We start from the raw sequence: 13,337 nt of genomic DNA on the forward strand, positions 1-13,337 counted from the left end.
GTGAGCGACACACAGACAACGATGAGCGGAGGCGCCATCACGGCGCAGGCTCCGCCGGTTCCACCCATCCGGCGGAAGGTCGCCCGGGTCACCGGAACGGTGGGACCTCTCGGTATCGGCATCGCGACGCTGTGGCTGAGCATCATGGTGGTTCTGCCCCTCGCTGCGCTCACCGCCGCATCCTTCGGCGACGGCCTCGGCGGTTTCTGGGACGCGATCACCAGCCCGGCTGCGCTGGCTTCGCTGCGCGTGACCGTGTTCGTGTCTGTGGTGGTGGCCGTGATCAACGTGATCATGGGCACTCTGATCGCGTGGGTACTCGTGCGAGACGAGTTCCCCGGCAAACGGATCGTCAACGCGCTGATCGACTTGCCCTTTGCGCTGCCGACCATCGTGGCCAGCATCGTGCTGCTGTCCCTCTACGGCCCGGAGAGCCCGATCGGTATTCAGCTGAACGCCACGCAGCCGGGACTGATCGTGGCCCTCGCGTTCGTGACGTTGCCGTTCGTCGTTCGCTCGGTACAGCCGGTACTGATCGAGGTGGACAAAGAAGTGGAGGAGGCCGCGGCCTCGCTCGGTGCGGACAACATGACGATCTTCCGCAAGGTGGTTCTGCCGACCCTGACCCCGGCGATCATCGGCGGTGCGGGGCTCGCGTTCGCCCGCGCGATCGGCGAATACGGATCCGTCGTTCTGATCGGCGGCAACATTCCGCGAGAGACTCAGGTCGCTTCCCAATACATTCAACAGCAGATCGAAATCGATCGGCCCGCGGCTGCCGCGGCCGTGTCGGTGGTCCTCCTGGCCATTGCATTTGTGACGTTGTTCGCGCTCCGGCTTTTCTCGAACCGGGGACAGCGTCGTGAGGAGCAGGCGGAATGAAGCTGTCGGCGCCCACACGGATCACTCTGCGCACGATCGCCCTGCTCTATCTGTTCGGATTGCTGGTGGTGCCGATCGCCATCATCTTGTTCCGAACGTTCCAGCACGGCATCGTCGCGTTCGTGGAATCGATCAGCACGCCGGCCGCGATTTCCGCGCTCAATCTGTCGCTGCTGATAGTGGCGATCGTCGTCCCGGTCAACGTCGTCTTCGGGATCGTTACGGCTCTGGCGCTCGTTCGCGGGCGCTTCCCCGGCCGTGGGCTGGTCCAGGCCGTCGTCGATCTTCCGTTCGCGGTCTCGCCCATCGTGGTCGGTGTCTCGCTGATCTTGCTCTGGGGTGTCAACGGCTGGTTCGGTGGCCTGGACTCGCTGGGATTCAAGGTGATATTCGGGCTTCCCGGCATGGTGATCGCCACCTTGTTCGTGACTTTGCCGTTCGTCGTGCGGGAGGTCGAACCCGTCCTGCGCGAGATCGGCGAGGATCAGGAACAGGCCGCCGCGACACTCGGCGCCAACCGGTGGCAGACCTTTCGGTTGATCACCCTGCCCGCAATTCGGTGGGGTCTGACGTACGGCGTGATCCTCACCGTCGCGCGAGCGCTCGGGGAGTTCGGTGCGGTGATCATGGTGTCCTCGGGATTCCCGGGCGTGTCACAGACACTGACGCTGCTGGTGCACTCCCGCTACATCGACGACCACAACACCTTCGGTGCGTACGCCGCGGCCACTCTGCTGATGGGCATTGCGCTGATCACCCTGTTTCTGATGACTCTGCTCGACCGTAAGAGGAGTACCACGTGATTACCGTGACCGCCGCCCGCAAGAACTACGGGACCTTTGCTGCTCTCGACGACGTCACCCTCGACATTCCCTCGGGTTCGCTCACCGCGCTGCTGGGACCGAGTGGTTCGGGCAAGTCGACTTTGCTCCGATCCATCGCCGGGCTCGAAACACTCGACACCGGCACGGTCGTCATCGGCGGCAACGATGTCACGAACGTCTCCCCTCAGAAGCGGGACATCGGCTTCGTGTTCCAGCACTACGCAGCCTTCAAGCACATGACGGTGCGCGACAACGTCGCGTTCGGCTTGAAAATCCGCAAGCGACCGAAGTCGGAGATCAGTAAGAAGGTCAACGAACTCCTCGCGATAGTGGGCCTCGACGGATTTCAGCACCGCTATCCAGCGCAACTGTCCGGTGGTCAGCGTCAGCGCATGGCGCTGGCGCGCGCACTCGCCGTCGACCCGAAGGTGCTGTTGCTCGACGAGCCGTTCGGTGCCCTCGACGCGAAGGTGCGTACGGACCTGCGCACCTGGCTGCGTCGACTACACGACGAGGTGAATGTGACCACCGTGCTCGTCACACACGATCAGGAGGAGGCACTCGATGTCGCCGACCGGATCGCGGTTCTCAACAATGGTCGGATCGAGCAGATCGGTGAACCAGAGGATCTCTACGACCGTCCGGCCAACGACTTCGTCATGTCCTTCCTCGGCTCGGTCGCCAAGCTCAACGGCCAACTGGTTCGCCCGCACGACATCCGACTCGGACGGGACCCGGGCATGGCGCTCGCCCAGAATTCGGGAACTGCCGAATCGCTAGGCGTTACGCGGGCCACAGTCGAGCGCGTGGTGCACCTCGGCTTCGAGGTCCGGGTCGACCTTCGGAACGAGGCGACGGGTGAACCGTTCTGTGCCCAGGTGACGCGGGGTGACAGCGCGGCTCTCGGGTTGGAAGAGGGGCAGACCGTGTACGCACGTGCAACGCGGGTGCCCGACCTCCCGGAGGCCGAGGTCCGCGTCTCCCCGTAGCTCTGGGCGGGACGAACGCCCGGAGGGGATCCGGCCGCCTGTGTCAACCCTTCCGGCAGATGAGCACCGGGCACCGGGCGTGGTGGATGAGGCTCTGGCTCGTCGAGCCCACGATGGAGGCCGTGAACGGAGTGCGCCCGTGACTGCCGACGGCCATCAGTTGTGCGTCGACAGAGTGCTCGAGGAGAACTCTGGCCGGCTTGCCCCGCTCGACACAGCGGGTGACCGCGACATCGGGGTACTTCTCGCTCCACCCGGCCAGGCTCTCGGCCAGCAAGGCGGTTTCTTGTTGTGCGTGCGGTTGCCAGTCGGTGAAACGCCTTTCCTCCGAGTACCACGCGCCGAGGGTTGAGTGCTCGGACCAGGTGTGCACGGCGACGAGCGGTGCGCCGAAGAATGCGGCGAACTCGAAGGCGTGGGCGACGGCCATGTCGCTCAGCTCGCTACCGTCCACACCCACCACGACGGGCCGGTCAGTACCGACTTCGTGCCCCTGTATTCCGCGCCAGACAACGACAGGGCACTCGGCGCGATTCGACACCCGGACGACATCGGAACCGACATACACCGACCTCATCTCACTGGTAGCGGCCGGTCCGAGCACCATCATGCGGGCCGTCTTGGAGAGTTCTACCAGAGCGTGTGCGGGCGGGCCGGGTTCGACATTCCGCTCGACGGGAAGGTCCCGCTGTCCATCGAGTACTACCTGTTCGGCGATGTCGAGTAACTTCTCGCCGGCGGGGTGACTGCCTGCGTCGATCTGGTCGTCGGATTTCAAGTACTTTGGCAGAACGTGGACGAGGCGTAGCGGTTCATCGAGGTGCCTCGCGGCGGATGCGGCCCAGGCCGCAGCCTCGAGTGCACCTTCCGATCCGTCGATACCTGCCACGATCCCGTGTCTGATTCGTGTTGTCGTCATCGCAATTCTCACCGCCTCCATATCAGTCTGGTCCAGGAGGGTGGTGGTGCGCTAGAGGTAAATCTTGTGCGCTCCCACCTGCGGTTTGCAGCAGTCTCGTGCCGCGGTGAACCGATTGGGTGCTTGTACCGTGTGTATGGCCAAGAGGTGGTGACCTGTGCCGGATGTCCAGACAGAACTGATGCGCGCTCTGTACGAGGAGCATGCGCCTGCACTGTGGCGGTATGCGCTCAGGTTGACCGGTGACCGCGCCCGCGCCGAGGACGTCGTGCAGGAAGTACTGCTGCGCGCGTGGAAGCATCCGAACGTGCTCGACCAATCCGAATCGTCGGCGCGGGCCTGGCTGTTCACCGTTGGCCGCAACCTCGTGTTCGACGAGTACCGCAGCGCACGATCCCGGCGCGAGATCGGGATGAACTCGACCCCAGATCTGGCGGCACCGGACCGATGGGATGGCGCACTCGACTCCTGGATGATGGGCGACGCCCTCGTCCGACTGACTCCAGACCACCGGGCCGTACTCGTCCTCAGCTACTACCAGGGAATGTCGACCCACCAGATTGCTGACGAACTCGGAATACCTGAAGGAACGGTGAAATCTCGCATGCATTACGGATTGCGGGCCCTCCGATTGGCTCTGCAGGAAATGGGGGTGACCCGATGACGATCGACGACTTCGAATCGCACGAAGACGACCCGTACGCGAGCTGGGATGCGGCGTACGTGCTGGGCGCTCTGTCGCCTGGTGACCGGCGCGAATATGAAGGCCACCTCGCGCGCTGCAGACGATGCTCCCTCGCCGTCGCCGAGCTGGCGGGGATGCCCGGGTTGCTGGCCCAGATCTCCCCTGAGGTCGCGCTGGGCGCCCTGTCCGAGAACCAGGCGGACGAACATGAGGAACCGCCCGCGCCGCACGTGCTTACTCGACTGGTGGGCACCGTAGTGCGGCGGCGGCGCTACCAGCGCGCCGCCGCCGCACTCGCGGCCGCGGCCGCTGTGGTGGCCGTCGCCGTTCCTGTCGGTGTGCTGGTAACACAGACCAGGACACCGGGGACGTCGGTCAGTGCGACGGGCGTCCTCCCGGACGGGGCGACGGGCGTCCTCCCGGACGGGGCGAACACGACCGAGGCGGTCTTCACACCTCTGGTTCCAACCAAGATCACTGCGAATGCGTCCGTCGCATCGATGTCCTGGGGCACGGTCATCCTCGTTCGGTGCTCCTATGCGGAGGCGTTGCTCGGCGACACTGGTTACGCCGGCGCCGAGGACTACGCGCTGACGGTCACCGATCACTCGGGGGTCGTCACGAAGTTGGCCACCTGGACCGGCGACGCCGGACAGACGGTACGGCCCACAGGCACCACCAGCCTGCCCGTCGAATCGATAGCGAGCATCGACGTGCGGTCTGTCGCCGACAATCAAGTTCTGCTGACGACGGCGTTGTGAGCGGAATGTGGTGTCGATCGTCCTGTTCCCGTCGTTGCGCGAACACTTTCGAAAAAGGTTCCGCCGTGGGTGAACCCGCTGCACCACCTATTTGTGTGTATACCTAGCTAGATACCGATACGTTGCCCCATCGATCCACGACACGGGAGTCTGCCGATGAACACCACGCATGACGAGCCGAGGAATGCCGACGGCTGTCGGAGTATGCGCGTCGTCGATTACATCGTTGAGGCACTGGCAGCGGAGGGGGTCGGCCACATCTTCGGTGTCGGCGGCGCGAACATCGAGGACTTGTACGACGCGATTCACCATTCGGGCGCTGTCGAAGGCGTCGTCGCCAAACACGAATTCTCGGCGACGACGATGGCCGACGGCTATGCCAGGACGTCGAACCGACTGGGGGTGGTGGTGGCGACGTCCGGCGGAGGAGCACTCAACCTCGTTGCCGGGCTTGGTGAGGCTTTTGCCTCACACACCGCGATTCTCGCGTTGGTCGGCCAACCGCCGACGACGCTCGAAGGAGCGGGCGCATTCCAGGATACGAGTGGGCTGGCGGGGACGATCGATGCTTCTCGCTTGTTCGGTGAGGTGTCGGTCTACTGCGCGCGCGTCGAGTCGCCGCTCCACGTGGAGCGTCAACTCGCCGAAGCGCTGTCCGCGGCGCACCGTGGTGGGCCGGCAGTTCTGCTGCTGCCGAAAGATATCCAGCAAGAATTGGGGTTGTTTCCAGAGCCTCCAGGAGAGGCCCCGACGATGCCGCGCCGTGCGGCGCCGGACGTGAAACGCCTTGCCGACGCTCTGCGCGACGAATACGGCCGAGTCGTCATCGTGGCTGGTGACGAGGTCGCGAGGGAAGGCGCACGGACCGAACTCGCCGAACTCGTGCATGCACTCGGTGCGCGGGTAGCCGTCACGCCTGACGCCAAGGACGTGGTCGATCCGCTTGCGCCGGGGCGACTCGGCGTCACCGGGGTGATGGGCAACTCGGATGTCGCCGACGCGCTGCAGGACACCTGCGTCTGCCTGCTCGTCGGCACCAGACTGCCGGTGATGGCCAGCGGCGGCCTCGACGCCGTCCTGGAGAAGACATTGGTGTACAGCGTTGGTTCGGCATCCCCGTTCACCGAGGCACACCACACGCAGACGCGAGATCTGCGTGTGACGTTGCGCCGACTCGTCAGCGAGATCGGACCGGCCGCGTCGCCTGTACTCGTCGAACAGTGTGATCCGACGCCGCTCGACGTACCGGCCACCGAAACCTCGGGCCTGCACTACACGGACGCGGTGAAGGCGCTCGCCACGGTGCTGCCCGCCGGTGTCGACGTGTTTGCCGACGCGGGGAACACGGGTGCTGCCGTGGTGCATCATCTTCCGGTGCCGAGCGACGGCCGGTTCGTCGTCGCACTGGGCATGGGCGGGATGGGGTACACCTTCGGTGCGGCGATCGGTTCTGCGCTCTCGCGCGGACGGCGGACCATCGTGATCGCGGGAGACGGCGCATTTTACGCGCACGGACTCGAGATCCACACAGCGGTCGAGTATGACGTGCCGGTGACATTCGTCGTATTCAACAACAATGCCCACGCGATGTGCCTGACCCGAGAGCAGGTGCAATTCGGGGGCGCATATACCTACAGCCGGTTCCGTCCCGCACACATCGCCGCAGGCGTCGGCGCGCTGTTCCCGGGACTTGCATCGCACACGGTCGAGACGAGTTCAGCCCTGATGGACGCGTTGCAGGCCACGATGGGTTCGGCGGGGCCGGCCATCATCGAAGTCGCTTGCGACGCGGACGAGTTACCGCCATTCCGGGCATTCCTGCCCACCGGACACACGAATGGGACATCCAGGTCCCGAGATGGAGTACGCCGATGACCAATCAAGGAAGCGCAGCGTTGTCCGACCTCCCGGCGGACCTGTCCGGACTGGTCCGTATCGAGACCTCCGACCGTGAAGCGATGCTGCCAATAGTCATGGACATGATGAGATCGGTGTACCCCCACGACCAGGTCTTCGGAAAGTACTGCACTGTCAACGAATACATCAACTGTCCGCCGGACGAGGTGTTCCGCTATCTCTCCCACACACTCAGCCTCGAGGAGTGGACCTACAGTCTGCGGGGATTCGCCCCGACGGACGAAGCTGGGCTGTGGCTCTCGACCGACCGTCTGGGCGGCGAAACCTACCTGCGCACGGTGGCACACGCCGATGCGAGGACCGTCGACTATCACTGTGCCTGGGACCAGGGAAAACATCTGTGGATGGTGTACCTGATGCGGGTGGTCGACGCGCGCACGGTGCTCGACGTCGACGGATCCGTCGTGCTGTGGACGAATTGTCATCACCCGTTCTATGACGAGAATCCGTATCCAGAGACGGTACCGGCGGGTCGAACCGAGTGGGTGGGCGACCTCTGGGAAATGTTCGGTCCCGGACACCAACTCGAGGCGAGCAATCTCAAGGCGATATGCGAATACCGCTGGGCCAACAACCTGCCCGTGACCCCGACGTGGATGAGTGAGTGAAGATATGGACACGATCAGCCTGATCGATATCGCCAGCTATTTGCCCGAGAGCCGTGTGAGCGCAGACTATTTCGCCCAGTTCGCCACCTCCGACCGTTTGGCGCACAATGTCATGTTCCGGTCGCCGAAATACCGCCACCACATCGCAAGTGACGAGAATGCCGTCGACATGGCCGAACGCGCCGTCGCCCCGTTGATCGAACGGCACGGCTCCGAGACCATATCGAACGTCGATATCCTCATCACTCACACCCAACTGCCCGATGTTCCCGTCCTCGGCACCGGTGGAGATCTCGCGCGCCGGATGGGGATGACCCCAGACTGGGTGGTGGACCTGCACAACGGAGGCTGCGCGTCGTTCGTGTACATGATCAAGCTGGCCCGCCAGATCATGCAGACCAGCGACGCATCGACCGCATTGATCGTTTCGGTGCAGAACAGCGCCGGACAGTTCTGCATACAGTCGGACGTGCGCGCACGACCGGAATCGGCAATTCCGGGTGATGGCGCAGGTGTGTGTCTGCTGGCGAAATCGGAGGCCGCGCCCGTGCTCGGGCTCGAGTGCCGCGCCTACCCGGAGTTCGCCGGGGACATGACCGGTGTGGTGGATCCGCCCCGCAAGTACTGGGAGGCGGGAACGGGGCAATTTCGTATCGCATTCACCGAATCGAAGATCGCGAAAGTGTTCGCCAGGGGGAACCGTCTCGTCCCGGAGGTTGCGATGGCGGTGTGCAAGCAGATAGACATCGCACCGTCCGCCATCGACACCCTGGTGACCAACCAGCCCAATAGGTTGTTCCTCCGCAATTGGCGCGACGCGCTCGAACTCCCGGTAGAACGCCACCCCGACACGTTCGACGAATGCGGGAACCTGTTCGGCGCAGCGATACCCGTGACTCTCGACACAGAGAACAGGGCTGGCCGTATCCCCAACGGATCGTTGGTGATGATGTCTGCCTTCGCGCATGCGGGGGATTTCGCGGGCGCCGGAGCGGTCCGATGGGGTGCAGCGCCGGTGGGGGTGTGAGATGGCGAGCCCGACGATCGTACAACCCAGCGCTGGATTCGATCTCGCGCTGAGCGAGAACCCTTTCGCCCCGTTGCCTTCGGTGGCCTCGGCGCTCGTCGACGTCATGCATCAGGTGCAGCGGTATCCGGAGTTCCTACCCCACCGACTGATCGACGTCATCGCGAATCACGAAGGGCTCGAAAGTGATCAAGTAGTGGTGGGTGCGGGCGCCACCGGTGTCGCGATGCAGATCATGCAGTCCGTCGCGCGGCCGGGGGAGCGGATCGTGTACACCGCTCCCACGTTCGACGGCTACCCCATTCTGGCGGAAATGGCGTCGCTCGGCGCGGTCCCGGTGCCGATCCTTCAGGACGGTGGGCAGGATCTGATTGCGATGGCGAACGCGATCGACGACCGCACTCGGCTCGTCGTAGTTTGCCGTCCGCACAATCCAACGGGGACGCTTGTCGATGCCGGCGAACTGAAGACCTTCCTCCGTCGTGTCCCGAAGAGGGTGGTCGTCGTCCTCGACGAGGCCTATTTGGAATTCGTCGACCGCGGCCTGGTCCTGGACGCGCACCGTATCATCGCCGAGCATCCGAACGTTGTCTTCCTGAGAACGTTCTCCAAGGCGTACGGACTGGCGGGATTGCGCATCGGATTCGGGTTCGCGAGTGCGGTTTTGGCGCGGAAGATTCGAACATTGCAAATACCGTTCGGGATGGGGAGCGCCGCCGTCGCCGCCGTCACGGCGTCGTACGCAGCGGAAGGCGAACTCCTCGATCGGGTGTCCGCCATTGTCTCGGAACGGGACGCATTGCGAAGGGCGTTGCGTGGTTGGGGAGTGCCGGTCGTCCGCAGTCACGCAAATTTCCTGTACATCCCGGGCGAGAGTGTCGGCGACGCACTGGCCCGCGCCGGCATTCGCGCGCGCACTTACCCGGGTGGCGCGGCTCGGATCGCAGTGGGCGATCCTGCCGCGGGCCGCGCGGTGCTGTCCGCCCTCAGGCCGACAGTGCGTGGAATTCCTGAAGAAGTGCAAGTGTTTGCCAGTAGCGGTCGAGCATGACGTCGAGCAACCCGGGATGCGGTCCGATGGTGGCGGCATAGGTGATGCCGGGCCCGCAGGTTTCCGCAGCGTGGCTGAGGCGGTCCGTGAGCAGTCCCGGGGCCAGGAACCAGGGCGCAATGACGATGCGGTCGGCACCCACGTGTCTTGCGGTTGAGATCGCCTGCTGCACGGTGGGTTCGGCGGAGGTGGCGAAACAGGTGATACCGCCCGACCAGGAAGTGCCCGCGACGACTGACTCGGCCAGTGCCCGGGTACGAGCATTGGTGGCCAGGTCCGAGGAGCCGACGGCGGCGAGGATCACACCGAGACCGGAGTCCCCGGTCGAGCCACCGGCTTCGACGATGCGATCGCGAACGGCGTCGATCAAGCGCGTGTCCTGCCCGAGCACGTCGGCCTGTTGGACGTGCAGGTGGGGGTGGCGCAGGCGGACGGCGTCGAGCAATCCGGGAAGGTCGACGCGCGCATGAAAAGCGCTGCCCAGCAGCATCGGCACCACCACCGCTGAGGGGTGTCCCTCGGCGGCGACGGCGTCGAGAACCTGATCGACGGATGGTGCGTTGAGGTCGAGGAAACACAACCGGACGTCGAGGTCTGGTCGCTGCGCACGGAGCGCCGACACGGCAGTCGCCACCACTCGCGCACTGCGGGGGTCACGACTGCCGTGGGCGACAGCGATCAGCGGGGGCGTCACTTCTTAGACGCGGTTGCCTAGTTCCACCGCGGAGAGGGCGTCTCCGATCAAACCTGCGGCGAGCGTATTGCCGCTTGCCGGGTCGATCAGCAGGAAGCTGCCGGTGTGCCGGTTGACGGTATAGTCGTCGGCGGCGATCGGCTCGGCGACCCGAACCGAGAGCTTCCCGATTTCGTTGAGCTCCAATGACTCCGGGTTCGGGTCGGAGGCAAGCTCCTGCTCGTCGAGGCGCTCCACCAGTGATGCGACAATGGCCTGCGTGGTCTTCGTGCCGTGCTTGAGGAGCAGTCGGGCACCGGGGCGCAGAGGCTTCTCGGCCAGCCAGCACACGGTGGCGTCGAACTCGCCGAGGGGCTCCGGTGCGTCGGTCGCGGACGCGATGGTGTCGCCGCGGGACACGTCCACGTCGTCGGTGAGTACGACGGTCACGCTGCGGCCCGCACGCGCGACATCCAGTTCTCCGTCGGCTGTGTCGATCCGCTCGACCGTGGTCCGCACGCCGGACGGCAGAATCACGATCTCGTCGCCCGGACGCACCTCGCCGGCAGCGACCTGCCCGGCGTAGCCGCGGTAGTCGGGGAACTCGGGTGTGCGCGGCCGGATCACGTACTGCACTGGGAACCGCAAGCCCACCCGGTGCGGTTCGCCGTCCACAGGCACGGACTCGAGGTGCTCGATGAGCGTCGGGCCGTCGTAGTACGGGGTATTCTCCGAGCGCTCGGCCACGTTGTCGCCGTTCAGTGCGGACACCGGGATCTCGAGGACGTCACCCGACGACCAGCCCAGCGAACGCGTGAGGGAGTTGAACTCGGCCGAAATGTCTGCGAACACCGTGGCCGGGTTCTCGACCAGGTCGATCTTGTTGACCGCGAGCACCAGCCTGGGAACGCCGAGCAGTGCCAGTACGGCGGCGTGCTTGCGGGTCTGGGAGATGACCCCCTTGCGGGCGTCGACCAACAGGATCACCAACTGTGCGGTGGACGCGCCGGAGACCGTATTTCGGGTGTACTGCACGTGACCGGGGGTGTCGGCGAGCACGAACGAGCGGCGCGGCGTCGCGAAGTACCGGTAGGCCACGTCGATCGTGATGCCCTGCTCGCGTTCGGCCCGCAGTCCGTCGACGAGAAGCGAGAGGTCGGGCGTGGACAGGCCCTTGTCGACCGACGCACGGGTGACTGCGTCTATCTGATCGGCGAGAACCGATTTGGTGTCGAACAACAGCCGGCCCACGAGGGTGGACTTGCCGTCGTCGACGCTGCCCGCGGTAGCGAGTCGCAGAAGTTGCGTCTCGCTACGCAGGCTTCGCTCGTGAAGGTCGCTCATGGTCAGAAGTAGCCCTCTCGCTTGCGGTCTTCCATGGCCGCTTCGGAAACTCGGTCGTCGCCGCGGGTGGCGCCGCGCTCGGTCAGCCGGGACGCCGCGACCTCGGCGAGGATCGCCTCGTTGTCAGCGGCGTCGGACAGCACCGCACCAGTGGTGGAGCCGTCGCCGACAGTGCGGTAGCGCACCGACAGCGTCTGCAGGTCTTCACTCTCGGTCGGTCCGCCCCAGACTCCGGGCGTCATCCACATGCCATCGCGCTGGTACACCGGACGCTGGTGCGCGTAGTAGATGCTCGCGAGCTCCACGTCGTCACGCGCGATGTAGCGCCAGATGTCGAGCTCGGTAAAGTTGCTGAGCGGGAAGACCCGAACCTGCTCACCGGGAGAGTGCTTGCCGTTGTACAGGTTCCACAGTTCGGGACGCTGCTTCTTCGGGTCCCACTGGCCGAACGAGTTGCGTAGTGAGAAGATCCGCTCCTTCGCGCGGGCGCGCTCCTCGTCACGGCGAGCGCCGCCGAAGACCGCGTCGAAACGGTTCTCGGAGATCGCGTCGAGCAGTGGAACGGTCTGCAGGGGGTTGCGGATGCCGTCAGGACGCTCGGTGAGCCTGCCGTCGGCCAGATAGTCCTCGACCTTTGCCACGTGCAGGCGCAGGTTGTACCTCGATACGACGTGGTCGCGGAAGTCCAGAACCTCGGGCAGGTTGTGGCCTGTGTCGACGTGCAGCAACGCGAACGGTAGCGGAGCCGGCCAGAACGCCTTGATCGCCAGGTGCAGCAGCACCGTCGAGTCTTTGCCACCGGAGAACAGGATGACGGGGCGCTCGAACTCGCCCGCCACCTCGCGGAAGATGTGGATCGCTTCCGACTCGAGGGCGTCGAGGGTATCGAACTGGGATCCGTCGAGTTGCGGTCGTGCCACGGTCGGGGAAGGGGAGATGTCGATTGTCATGATGAGTGCAACCCGCATTCTGTCTTGGCCAGACCGGCCCAGCGACCGCTGCGCGGGTCGGTGCCGGGGGCAGGCTTGCGGGTGCACGGAGCGCACCCGATGGACGGATAGCCCTCGTCCACGAGCGGATTCACCAGAATCGAGTGCTCGTCGATGTAGGCCTGCATGTCTTCGTCCGACCACGCGGCGATCGGGTTGATCTTCACCAGCCCGAAAGCCTCGTCGAACGAGATCAAGGGGGCATTGGCGCGGGTCGGGGCCTCGACACGCCGGATACCGGTGACCCACGCCTGGTAGCCGGCGAGCGTCTTCTTCAACGGGGCAACCTTGCGTAACGCGCAGCACCGGCTGGGGTCGCGGGCGAACAGGTCCTTGCCCTCCGCGGCATCCTGCTCGGCGACCGACGCCTCGGCCTTCGCGTTGATGATGTTCACGCCGTACACCTGTTCCACCGCGTCACGGGTCCCGATGGTCTCGGCGAAGTGGTACCCGGTTTCGAGGAACAACACGTCCACGCCGGGGTGGACCTGGGTGGCCAGGTGCACGAGGACGGCGTCCTGCATGTTCGACGCCACGATGTAGCTGTCTCCGAATGTGTCCTCGGTCCACTGCAGCAATTCCTGCGCGGTGGCGCCTTCGAGGTTTGCCGCACCCTGCGCGGCGAGCTGCCGAAGATCGTCCTGGCTAGCCGTTGTCAATTTCATCGC

At 64.9% G+C, this 13,337-nt stretch carries 14 protein-coding genes; 9 read left to right on the forward strand and 5 right to left on the reverse strand.

What is annotated here, in order from left to right; genetic code table 11:
• From cysT to RM2_RS08290, 3 genes are read left to right on the forward strand one after another with little or no spacing between them, the layout of a single operon-like run.
• The gene (cysT, locus tag RM2_RS08280; RefSeq protein ID WP_084721699.1) at window positions 1-882 is read left to right on the forward strand and encodes a sulfate ABC transporter permease subunit CysT; all 882 of its coding nucleotides are present in this window, start codon (window positions 1-3) and stop codon (window positions 880-882) included.
• Window positions 879-1,685: a sulfate ABC transporter permease gene (locus RM2_RS08285; protein ID WP_072688362.1), complete on the forward strand. Its 807-nt coding sequence runs from the start codon at window positions 879-881 to the stop codon at window positions 1,683-1,685. The genes cysT and RM2_RS08285 overlap by 4 nt, the downstream gene beginning before the upstream one ends.
• The gene (locus RM2_RS08290) at window positions 1,682-2,695 is read left to right on the forward strand and encodes a sulfate/molybdate ABC transporter ATP-binding protein (protein ID WP_072688363.1); all 1,014 of its coding nucleotides are present in this window, start codon (window positions 1,682-1,684) and stop codon (window positions 2,693-2,695) included. Before RM2_RS08285 ends, RM2_RS08290 begins: the two co-directional genes overlap by 4 nt.
• A gap of 43 nt (window positions 2,696-2,738) precedes the next feature.
• Here the strand turns inward: RM2_RS08290 and RM2_RS08295 are convergent, their stop codons facing one another.
• Window positions 2,739-3,614 (reverse strand): universal stress protein, encoded by an 876-nt coding sequence (locus tag RM2_RS08295; protein ID WP_072688488.1) that lies wholly within the window; start codon window positions 3,612-3,614, stop codon window positions 2,739-2,741.
• Between the two features lie 157 nt (window positions 3,615-3,771).
• On the opposite strand from RM2_RS08295, the gene RM2_RS08300 reads away from it, so the two are divergent.
• The 6 genes from RM2_RS08300 to RM2_RS08325 all read left to right on the forward strand — a co-directional run bounded on the left by RM2_RS08300 (window position 3,772) and on the right by RM2_RS08325 (window position 9,663).
• Window positions 3,772-4,278: a sigma-70 family RNA polymerase sigma factor gene (locus tag RM2_RS08300; RefSeq protein WP_072688364.1), complete on the forward strand. Its 507-nt coding sequence runs from the start codon at window positions 3,772-3,774 to the stop codon at window positions 4,276-4,278.
• Entirely contained in the window at window positions 4,275-5,060 is a 786-nt protein-coding gene (locus tag RM2_RS08305; protein WP_072688365.1) for a zf-HC2 domain-containing protein, read from the forward strand. Before RM2_RS08300 ends, RM2_RS08305 begins: the two co-directional genes overlap by 4 nt.
• 156 nt (window positions 5,061-5,216) lie before the next feature.
• A complete protein-coding gene (locus RM2_RS08310; protein ID WP_072688366.1) occupies window positions 5,217-6,935 on the forward strand; it encodes a thiamine pyrophosphate-binding protein in 1,719 nt (572 codons plus the stop codon).
• The gene (locus tag RM2_RS08315; protein ID WP_072688367.1) at window positions 6,932-7,585 is read left to right on the forward strand and encodes an SRPBCC family protein; all 654 of its coding nucleotides are present in this window, start codon (window positions 6,932-6,934) and stop codon (window positions 7,583-7,585) included. Before RM2_RS08310 ends, RM2_RS08315 begins: the two co-directional genes overlap by 4 nt.
• A gap of 4 nt (window positions 7,586-7,589) precedes the next feature.
• Entirely contained in the window at window positions 7,590-8,612 is a 1,023-nt protein-coding gene (locus RM2_RS08320) for a 3-oxoacyl-ACP synthase III family protein (protein WP_072688368.1), read from the forward strand.
• A gap of 1 nt (window position 8,613) precedes the next feature.
• Window positions 8,614-9,663, forward strand: coding sequence for an aminotransferase class I/II-fold pyridoxal phosphate-dependent enzyme (locus tag RM2_RS08325; RefSeq protein ID WP_072688369.1), 1,050 nt, complete (start codon window positions 8,614-8,616; stop codon window positions 9,661-9,663).
• Here the strand turns inward: RM2_RS08325 and RM2_RS08330 are convergent.
• Genes RM2_RS08330 through RM2_RS08345 form a run of 4 tightly spaced genes read right to left on the reverse strand, consistent with a single transcriptional unit; the run spans window position 9,599 to window position 13,334 of the window.
• Window positions 9,599-10,357 carry a sirohydrochlorin chelatase gene (locus RM2_RS08330; RefSeq protein WP_072688370.1) on the reverse strand — a complete coding sequence of 253 codons (759 nt, stop codon included), beginning with the start codon at window positions 10,355-10,357 and terminating at the stop codon, window positions 9,599-9,601. The two genes, RM2_RS08325 and RM2_RS08330, sit on opposite strands and share 65 nt — an antisense overlap.
• A gap of 3 nt (window positions 10,358-10,360) precedes the next feature.
• Window positions 10,361-11,680 carry a sulfate adenylyltransferase subunit 1 gene (locus tag RM2_RS08335; protein WP_072688371.1) on the reverse strand — a complete coding sequence of 440 codons (1,320 nt, stop codon included), beginning with the start codon at window positions 11,678-11,680 and terminating at the stop codon, window positions 10,361-10,363.
• Window positions 11,681-11,682: 2 nt separating this feature from the next.
• Window positions 11,683-12,630, reverse strand: a complete 948-nt coding sequence (cysD, locus tag RM2_RS08340; RefSeq protein ID WP_072688490.1) for a sulfate adenylyltransferase subunit CysD — start codon at window positions 12,628-12,630, stop codon at window positions 11,683-11,685.
• Window positions 12,627-13,334 (reverse strand): phosphoadenylyl-sulfate reductase, encoded by a 708-nt coding sequence (locus RM2_RS08345; RefSeq protein ID WP_072688489.1) that lies wholly within the window; start codon window positions 13,332-13,334, stop codon window positions 12,627-12,629. Before RM2_RS08345 ends, cysD begins: the two co-directional genes overlap by 4 nt.
• Between the last annotated feature and the right edge of the window lie 3 nt (window positions 13,335-13,337).

This window comes from Rhodococcus marinonascens NBRC 14363 (assembly GCF_001894885.1).
Lineage (GTDB): Bacteria > Actinomycetota > Actinomycetes > Mycobacteriales > Mycobacteriaceae > Rhodococcus_F > Rhodococcus_F marinonascens.

What these genes read in the sequence shown, in the direction of transcription:
- RM2_RS08285 (WP_072688362.1), top strand. Translation starts at nt 879, where the DNA reads ATGAAGCTGTCGGCGCCCACACGGATCACTCTGCGCACGATCGCCCTG.
- RM2_RS08295 (WP_072688488.1), bottom strand. Translation starts at nt 3,614, where the DNA reads ATGACGACAACACGAATCAGACACGGGATCGTGGCAGGTATCGACGGA.
- RM2_RS08305 (WP_072688365.1), top strand. Translation starts at nt 4,275, where the DNA reads ATGACGATCGACGACTTCGAATCGCACGAAGACGACCCGTACGCGAGC.
- RM2_RS08310 (WP_072688366.1), top strand. Translation starts at nt 5,217, where the DNA reads ATGAACACCACGCATGACGAGCCGAGGAATGCCGACGGCTGTCGGAGT.
- RM2_RS08315 (WP_072688367.1), top strand. Translation starts at nt 6,932, where the DNA reads ATGACCAATCAAGGAAGCGCAGCGTTGTCCGACCTCCCGGCGGACCTG.
- RM2_RS08320 (WP_072688368.1), top strand. Translation starts at nt 7,590, where the DNA reads ATGGACACGATCAGCCTGATCGATATCGCCAGCTATTTGCCCGAGAGC.
- RM2_RS08325 (WP_072688369.1), top strand. Translation starts at nt 8,614, where the DNA reads ATGGCGAGCCCGACGATCGTACAACCCAGCGCTGGATTCGATCTCGCG.
- RM2_RS08335 (WP_072688371.1), bottom strand. Translation starts at nt 11,680, where the DNA reads ATGAGCGACCTTCACGAGCGAAGCCTGCGTAGCGAGACGCAACTTCTG.
- cysD (WP_072688490.1), bottom strand. Translation starts at nt 12,630, where the DNA reads ATGACAATCGACATCTCCCCTTCCCCGACCGTGGCACGACCGCAACTC.
- RM2_RS08345 (WP_072688489.1), bottom strand. Translation starts at nt 13,334, where the DNA reads ATGAAATTGACAACGGCTAGCCAGGACGATCTTCGGCAGCTCGCCGCG.